Origin of the sequence: Ensifer sp. ZNC0028, assembly GCF_000799055.1 — a bacterium.
In the GTDB taxonomy this organism is placed as follows: domain Bacteria; phylum Pseudomonadota; class Alphaproteobacteria; order Rhizobiales; family Rhizobiaceae; genus Ensifer.
On record NZ_JTLA01000003.1, the window covers coordinates 70,586 to 79,551 of the forward strand.

The following is an 8,966-nucleotide window of genomic DNA, read 5'->3' on the forward strand; positions in this document are numbered from 1 at the left end:
TCTTCGCCGTTTGTCGATGGGGCGGCTCACTCTGCCCCAAACGCTTTCGGACATTCGGGTAGGCGCGACGGCTACGAAGGGTCTGCTAGCGCAAATCCCGTTTGTTGGATGTGCTCGGTTCTTTGGCCGTTGCCTGCTCTGGCGCCTTTCGGCCATGGCCTGTCTCGGTGTCGCCCCTGTGTGCGTGCCTTAGAACGTCAAAAGCCCGCGGGATTTCTCCGAGCGGGCTTTTTGATTTGGTTGCGGGGGCGTGCAACTACCGATACCGACATTCACTACAAGTCACTGTCTGAAATGGAGCAATCGGCGCTTGGATCGTTTTGACGCCTATTCCTCGTCGTCCAAATCCGTGAATGACTGGAGCAACATTGCCGTAGTAACCTCGTCTCGTACAACATCCATTTCGGCGGATGCACCCGCCTTGAATGACCCACGCAATGAAACATATGCTCCAAAAGTCTCAACCCGCGAGGCGTTTGTTGTCATTTGTCTTAAGGCCGTATGATGACGATCATGATCCCCAACTCTTACCATCTGTGGCAACATATCAACCACGGGAAGTGAAACCCCGCCCTCTTCAGCGTTCTTGTAAGCGGCGATCTGCCCAAGCACGCCACACAGAAAGCCGAGATCAGGGGCGATGCGTATGGCGAAGCGGCGAGCCCGTTGTGCTGTTGAGGATTGGTTTGCTCGCTGTTTGACCTCTCCTTCGTGCTTCCGAATGAACGCGAGAAGCCAAGCCTCGATCTCGACCAGCGTGCGTCCTGCGCACCACATTGAAACCAACGTCTTGAGCGCTCCCAATATCCGCTTAGCGGTGGCCTTAGGTATTGTTGTATTCGTGTAGGCGCGGCCGAAAACGGACTCAAGAGCTGTTTCCCTGACGAAGATCGTCAAATCCAAAGGATGTTCGGCCACTATATCCAGCAGCCAGTTGATCCAGTCCTCGGTAGCCGTCTTTTCAACTGGCGCATGATCAAACGCCTCGACCAATCTTTCGATCAGCCTTGGCGGAACACCATTGCGGACAGCAATTTCCCGTTGCCAATCAAGAACGGGCGGATCTTCCAGTTGTTCCTCGGCAGCCCTGAGCGCGGTTCGGCGACGTTCTAGCCATTTGTCCGCCCCCAAAGCATTAGCTTCCCTACGCCGGAAAAACCCCAGCGAACGGCGAACGATATCGTCGAAGCCACTCTCTCCTGCTGTGGTGACAGCAGACAAACGCCGGATTATCGACTGCACTTTTGGATCAGGGTTAGCGGATACCTCGATCCGATCAAGAAGCAACTCTATCGGATCATAAACCTCCTCACAGGCATCCTGCTCGGAGAAAACGGTCTTCAGAATTCCTTCGGACGGAAGAGAGAGGTTCCCTCTTTCCACACCGATGGGTTTTGCGGGAACAACGATTGCCAGACCGGTTGCAGCATACGCCGCGCGTCCAGCCCTCCCGAGCGCATTGAGTATCTCGTGAGGACGCAAGTCCGTGCGAGGATTGCCGCTTGGGTCATCAATCGCGCTCCTGTCGGTTCCTGCAAGAATCACGACATCGCACGGCAGATTCAACCCTTGCGCAATTGTAGATGTCGCGGCAACCACATCAAGGCCCAGATCCTCACTCTCAGAATCCCTGCGAACCCGAAAAACGCTTTCCGTCAACCGCCGCTCCAATGGCAGCAGATCACCATGATGCACCGCTGCTCTGCACCCCATGGGATCGAATGTGGCTTCGGCCGCTCCCACATCCCTGAGAACTGACTTGCGCATTTCCTCCTGCGTCTCATCCAGAGCGATGGTGGCCGGGGCCAGTAGTCCATTGATCTGATCCGCAACGCTCCCGCATGCTTTAGTATCGTTGCAGAAGACGATCACGCGCTTTCCTACGGCCGCATAGTCGGCCGCGATCCGCGCAGCGACTTCGTTCCTGTTCGATGTCAATTTCCCCTTGGCATTTTTCACGAGCGGCGGCCGTTGATCCGTGAGCGCCTGCACGACCAGCTTCTCCGACCTTTTGGGGTGCCATCCAGAAATCAACGAAAAGAGTCCAAGAGGCTGTGCGGGGACCCGACTCCGCGCGGACTGGGTCTTCGCCTTCGATGCCGCTTGCACAGCCTCAAGCACGTCAGAGCGATCATAGATGACGCAAGAGCGAAGTTGCCGTGTTGGCTTCCAAGGATCGTCGAACGCTTCGACCTCCCTTCCCGTCACGGCCCGCAGCCAACGAGCGATTTCGGCGCCGTTGGCGACCATAGCAGACAGCAGCAGCAGGTCTGCTTCCTTGCGATGGCGGAGAAACGTCAGGAGCGCTAACATCGCATCAATGGCGCGTGCGCTGATTTTCGATGACGTAGCCGGATCGTCGGCACTGATGAGATGGAACTCATCGAAGACGAGGAGGCCGACCTTGTCGAAAAGCTCAGGCGCGAAACCAAGGAGGGCAAGGCAACGCTCGGGTGTCATGACGGAGAATGGTGGCAGCTTGTCCCCAAGCTCTTCGAGCGCAACGTCTTCAACAACGCTGACCGCCTCTAGGCCTCCGATTTGTGCAGAGAGATCGGTCTCTACCTGATCTACGAGAGCGTGAGTAGGAGCCAGGTAGACGACGCTCTCGCCCGCGCATAGGGTTGCTGCGATTTTCAGGACAGATAGCGTGGTCTTCCCCGAACCAGTGGGCGATGTCATCACCATGGACCTGCCACGGTTCAAGTATCCCGTCCTGACAGCTTTCAGATGATTGATCCATAGAAATGGGTGCGATTGCGTCTGAGACAGAAGCCAGTCGGCCCATGCCTTAGCTTGCGCTCCAGATGGTGTTGGGAGTCGAACCAGCATCGCGGCCTGCATTCCATCAACAAGCCGACTCAACAGTGTGGCCAGATGATGTGGACCGGCAAACTGGTGCTGCACGGTTCCTTCCAGCGCTACGTTGATCTCCACCGCTGAGGCCTCCGACAAGCGGATAACACGCTTGAGCCTTGAGCGGATATCAGGGTCGGACACAGCGCTCCCGCGCGCCTCCTGTCCAAGTCCCTGAACCACGTAGGCACATTCCCTTAGAAGAAGATCAGTGGCTACTTCTCGGCTATCTCCCATGGCGATGGAGTCTTCGCCGAGGTCACGCTCTATCAGCGTCGTGAGATTGCCAGTTGCCAATTCCCGAAGACTCAGGATCAGAGATCGTCTAACCGCCCGCCGTTCGCCTCTGGCCCTGAGCTGCCCCGCCACTTCCGCTGCGTCCGCCGCCCGATCAGCAATCAGGAACAGTAGCGTTGCGGAGATTGATGATCCAATAGCATCACTCGAAATAACGGTTGGACGATCCAATGCAGTTTCACGAACGCGGCTCAAGATCTGATGAGCACTAGCTGCGACGAAAGCTGCGGCACGCGTCTGCTCCGGTCGAAGATTGAGTGCAACATAGGCTTCAAAAGTCGAAGCAAGACGCCTTACCCGGTCGATCACTCCGCTTGCAGGCTCAGATTCACCTTCACGGGACAGAAGGCGAACTGTCGCCAACTCAATGTGAGCCGCCGTCAACAACTCATCCAGCGTTTCAGGATCGAGACCCGGTAGATCAGGAGCCTCCCGTAGAAGAGCGCGGGAACTTGGATCAAACACCGGCGATCTCCTGGATTTTAGCCGCCACCTCGCCGGCGAGAAGAGCTAACCCTTTGCGCACGTCCTCGAAAGCCAGCACTCCGGCCGTGCGACTTTCGAGCTCACCACCAGCGACCGTTTCAAAACCAGCTATGATATGCAGAAAATTTCCGGCCTTGCGCTGATCTTCGCCGGTGGCCACGGCAACTCTGAACTCGCGAGCACCTTCCCAAAACATTTCGTCGACCGCTGCCTCAGCATCGATGTCAGGGACACTCTTTAGCAAGGTTACGAGGTCGGCGAGGATTTCATCATCGCGATCACCGCACAGAATAGTTCCGATCTCGGGCCATACGCTGGAGCTTATAAGGCTGCGCGGCGATTTCGAAGCCTTGTCCTCACAAAGCACAATGCGCTTGATCTCGCGCCCACCATCTTCCAGTTCGATTATAAAGCCGTCGAATCCCTTGTCTGCCTGTCGGACATGAGGCGATGTCATATAGCCGTTCGGAAGAGCTAGCCGCGCCGCAACCCAGGAGATATGCTGAAATAACAGTCCGTCCCGGTGAATAACGGATGTCCTTATCCGCTTTCTTGCCGCCTCCTTCTGTTCGTCGGTTCCCGACCGGAAAAGCTCAACGTCTTCGGCACGCGGAGCCGTCAGCTTCCTCACGACATTCTGAGCGACCCTGCCTTTTGAAACGCGCCGTCGCGGTTCCAAAGCATTGATCACTCGCTGAGCGTTTTCCTCCTGTCGCAAATAGAGATAGGCGATAATTTCGATCAGCTTGGCACGATTTTTTTTGCCAATTATCCATTCCGAAAAATTACATTCTGTAGTTGGAGAGGGATTTATAGACAGTGGCATATGGTTTTCGCCCGAGGCAGTCCGTCGCTAGCTAGAATGATTACGCAGCACCCGCGACCATCATTTGTGAAATCGTAGCAAGCCAACCTCTGATCTCATTCTGAGGGTCTGCTACGGCTAGCCTATCGACGGTCATCCGAGATATCGCCGTGTTGTTGAGATAGCGCTTCGCTGCGCTTTCCTTTTTCCGACGCTTCTCCTCGTCAAGGTTGCCCCAAGGGTCAGCACCATTAACCGCGTGGACCGCCTGCGCCACAATTTGGGGGACATCATCGAAATCGCCAAAAGGCACCCCAAAGGCGATGTTTATTTGGTTCAGGGCGTAGGCTTCACAAATAGCCTCATGGTGTAGGTAACTCTCCAACTCACGTTTTTGGGTTGCCACAGCACGGCATCCGGCACGGGCGTTAACCGCATTCATATGATCCACATACTTTGGTTGACCTGGCGGTGGATTATCGCGATCACAAATGTGAAACTCTGGTCTGTTGAACGGAGCCAGCCGTGAAGCCCATAAAGCTAAATTACTGCCCCCGAGGGGCACGAAAATGAGCTCACCATCTAATTCGAGCTGTTCGAGGTCGGGCACATCTTCGCCTGCGGCGATGAGTACCCGCGACACACCTTTGAGAAACGAAATATCATGCGGACCTTCGACACCGATGAAGATCTTCACATTGTGGTCAGGAAGCACTCCAAGCGATTTTGCAATCTCAGCCGAGGTCGCTTCGCTACCTTCGCTGATCAAACGAATTCCATCTTCTCCCCGCTGGATGAAGCGAAGATCAGTCTCGTCCAGATAACGAGCCAGCATGGGAGTATGCGTGGTGACTATGACTTGCTTACCGTCCCCATCTGAGAGTTCCCGAAGAGCGTTCAATAACAGGCGTTGGTTTCTAGGATGCTGGCTGGTTTCGGGTTCCTCGATGGCATAGATCACCGAAGATGAGCTTTTTTCCGCTGCGGACTTCTCAGCTTTCGCACGAAAAAAATTGAGAAGAACGAGGCGCTTCACGCCGCTCCCACGTTTATTGAGAGGAATACCCTCATCACCTGTAATACTCGTAGAAAACAACGTATCCCATTTTTTAGTCGCTATGACTGGGTTTAGGGTTTCAGCAACGGATGCATCCATTTCCCGCAATTTATCTACAGTCGCAGCAGCAATTTTCTTTACCTCACTTTCAACATAATCTCGAACTTCTTGCAATTTCGGTTCGACGGCCTTGATCGCCTCTCTGATTGCGGCCTTCAGAGGGTCTTGAGCTTCCGCATCCTGATCCGTACTAGCTCGATCTGACTTAAATAGCGCAAATGTCGGCAGGTATTGCTGTAACTCGGCCCAGACCTGTTTGCTTCCCTCTGCATCCAGCGACACCGCGGCCGTTGCTAGTTTGAGGTCGCCACAGCTCTGCCAGATCGCCGCTCGCACGAGAGCGTTCGCCCTCTTGTCCACGCCATCCAAATTTACACCTTGATCGGCCGCCCGCTTGGCAAGTTCGGCCTTTTTGAGAGTGAGAAGGTCGCTATACCCCGCTGCCGTCGGATGGTCCGCCAAGGCTTCGATCGCAGTAATCTTCGGCGTCCCTAGACTTCCATTGTAGGTCTTCCGAATGACGAGCGTTCCATTCGCACTCAGAAGATACTCACCAGAGAGCGTGGTAGGAAATTCAGCATCCACTACCAGCTGTTCAGGAAGCTGATCGAATTCGCATGTTATGCGCATCTGTTTCGGATCACCTGCCTTGCAGGCGTCGTCCTTATCAGGCGAAGCAGTCTCAAAGAAGATCGCCAGCGCGTCCATGAGGGTAGATTTACCTACGTCATTTCTACCAACGAGCGCGGTCAGGTTACCAAAGCGCACCGTGACAGGTGCTGAGTAACAACGAAAATTCTCAACTGTAAGACCAACTAAACGCATCATCTGCCCCCCGGAAACAACCACGAGTGTCTCTACAACTTCCAGTACGGTCAATGCTTTTGTGGCGGAACCCCCTATCGCGAAATGCCCAATACGACGGGCAGTTCAGCCATTGCCCGACATGAGCGAGCTCAGGTCGGAAAGCTGCTGGCTTTGCGTAGCGAGAAGCTGGTTGCCGACCTGGGTCGCTTGCAGCGCGCCGGTGTCATTCTGGTTCTGGACAACTAAGGTCGACTCACACCGGCAGATGACCTAGGATACACAGTTGCCAGCGCCCGACCTCGACAAAGAGCGGAGCGCGCTTCGCGGCCCGACCGCCAGGAGATCTTGGCAACTGGCCCCTCGATCAACTGAACTGTTTGCTGGCCCGGCATACCGAGCAAACGTCATCATCGCGTATCATTACTTAAGCTGTCTTGGCGTGCTGTTGGACACGCCGAGCCTTTGCAAAACCCCGATCCGTGGCCATGAACCGATGCAGCATCGGCACGATCAGCCTGACGGGATCGGCGACGGGCTGGCCGCTCTCGCGGGCCAGCACCTCGGCATAGGCGACAAGATCGCGATGAAGCGGCCCCGGCAGCTCCAGCATCACCTTGACCGGCTTGTCCTCGACGATGGGGCCGAGTTTCAGCTTGGTCATGGTCAACCTCCTGCCGGCTCGAATACAAGGTCGCGGGTGACGATGATCCTGACCGGGAAGCCCGGTCGGATGGTGAGCGTCGGCGCGACCTGCAACTGGCGCTGAACGATCTGCTGGCCGGCCTGATTGACGGTATCCTGCGCCCCCTCGCGGATGGCGCGGATCAGTCGGTCCTCGTCGCTGGTCGCCAGCTCCGTGCCGACTGCGAGCAGCGTGGACAGCCCTGCGGCCTTCATCAGATCCCACCAATGATAATCGACGCCATCCTCCAGTCCGGCATAGCCGCTGGCGTCCGCGCCCGGCAGGCGCTCAAGGACGATGGAGCGGCCGCCCGGCAGGATCAGGCGGTTCCACACCAAGAGCACCCTGCGCTGGCCGAAGGTCACGCCGTCATCGTATTGGCCGATGATGCGCGTGCCCTGCGGGATCAGCAACAGCGAGCCGCTGGGGCTGTCATAGACGTTCTCCGTCACCTGTGCGGTGATCTGGCCCGGAAGGTCGGAACGGATGCCGGTGATGAGCGCGGCCGGGATCACGGCCCCGGCCTGAAGGATATAGGGTGATGCCGGCGGCACGACGCGATCCGGGGCGACGGTCTGCCGGTCCACCGGCCCGTTGAGAAACGCCGCGTGGCGATCCTGTGTCGCGGGCTGCCCGCCGAGGCCAAGACCGGCAAGGCCGGGCATGGCCGTTCCTGCCGGCGATCCCGTGCGCGGGCCGGACTGGAAAAAGACGTTGCTCAAGCGCGCGGCTTCTTCCTCGGCCCTGCGGCGTTCTTCCTCTGGATCGACGGCGGGCGTCGTGATTGCCGGCGTTACAATGGGCTGTCCCCGATTCTGCGCGTCGAGGATCGGGCGGCCGAGGTCGCCGGGCAGCGCCGGGCCGAGCGCCGGCCCGCTATAGTCGCTCGGCAGGCCGGACAGGCCGTCCGCCGTGGGCCGGTTCTCGGTCGAATAGAGTTCGTCGCCGCCCGGTCCTGCATCGCGGGTCTGGAGCGCGTAGATCAGCGCCCCGCCGATGCCGAGAAGCGCGACGGCCCCGACGCCTGCCAGCATCTTGCGGGACAGGCGCGTAACGCGGGGCGGCTCGGCGCGCAGGCGCATGGGTGCGATGGTGTCGGTGATGGTATTGTCGCTCATGACGGGGTGTCTCCGGTCGCGCTGGCGGGCTGCGCGGCGGCGGCCTGCGTCGGGTTGGTGCGAACGATCCTGACGACCTGCTGGCGATTGCCGCTGCCAAGGCGCAGCTCGGCCGCGCCGAACAGGCGGTCCACGATCAGGACGTTCTGGTGGATGCGGGAATTGACGATCTGCGGCTCGCCGTTCGCGCCAAGCACGAAGATCGGCGGCATTTCGCCCTGCACGATCCCGGCCGGGAAAACGACATAGACGCGGCGTCCATCGTCGAAGACGGAAACCGGCCGCCATGGCGGGCTGTCGCCCTGCACCTGCAAGGCGTAGCGATAGTTCCGCGCTGCGTCGGCCGGAATGATCGGCGCGACCGGGACCGTCTGGCGCTGGCCGGCAGGCGGTGCCGGATAGGCCCATGCCACGGCCGGCATGTAGAGCGATTCCCGCGCGCGCAGCTCGATCATGTAGGTGCGCCGGTCGGTGGTGACGACAAGGTTGGTGGAAATGTCCGGCCGCGTGGGCTTCACGAGGATATGGACACGGCGGTTTGCGCCGCTGCCGCTCTCGGTGTCGCCAATAATCCACCTTGTCGTATCGCCGGCCGCGATCGGCCCCGCGCCTGTCAGGCTCTCGCCCGGCTCCAGCGCAATGGTGGTGATCTGCCCGACTGCGGCATAGACCTGATAGAGCGCGCCTTCCGACCACGGATATATCTGGATGGCGTTGTAGTAGCCTTCCCGGCGCGGCTCGACGCGGGCGGCGGCATTGGCGTTCTCAACGCGGCCGGTCGGCGTGCCGGCGGCGGTG

General features: G+C 58.3%; 6 protein-coding genes. All 6 read right to left on the reverse strand.

The genetic code is table 11. The features are described 5' to 3' along the window. Positions 1-327 precede the first annotated feature (327 nt). Complete coding sequence (locus tag L981_RS00875) at positions 328-3,618, reverse strand: DEAD/DEAH box helicase (protein ID WP_043610839.1); 3,291 nt, start codon at positions 3,616-3,618, stop codon at positions 328-330. Further along, positions 3,611-4,465, reverse strand: a complete 855-nt coding sequence (locus L981_RS00880; RefSeq protein ID WP_043610840.1) for a hypothetical protein — start codon at positions 4,463-4,465, stop codon at positions 3,611-3,613. Before L981_RS00880 ends, L981_RS00875 begins: the two co-directional genes overlap by 8 nt. Before the next feature lie 40 nt (positions 4,466-4,505). Continuing rightward, positions 4,506-6,440 carry an ATP-binding protein gene (locus L981_RS00885; RefSeq protein ID WP_156133934.1) on the reverse strand — a complete coding sequence of 645 codons (1,935 nt, stop codon included), beginning with the start codon at positions 6,438-6,440 and terminating at the stop codon, positions 4,506-4,508. Positions 6,441-6,792: 352 nt separating this feature from the next. Beyond that, on the reverse strand, positions 6,793-7,029 hold the full coding sequence (locus L981_RS00890; RefSeq protein ID WP_043610843.1) for a DUF2274 domain-containing protein: 237 nt from the start codon (positions 7,027-7,029) through the stop codon (positions 6,793-6,795). A gap of 2 nt (positions 7,030-7,031) precedes the next feature. Beyond that, on the reverse strand, positions 7,032-8,168 hold the full coding sequence (locus tag L981_RS00895; protein WP_043610845.1) for a TrbI/VirB10 family protein: 1,137 nt from the start codon (positions 8,166-8,168) through the stop codon (positions 7,032-7,034). Continuing rightward, the coding region (trbG, locus tag L981_RS00900) for a P-type conjugative transfer protein TrbG (RefSeq protein ID WP_043610846.1) at positions 8,165-8,966 on the reverse strand (802 nt) is incomplete at its 5' end. The genes L981_RS00895 and trbG, both read right to left, overlap by 4 nt.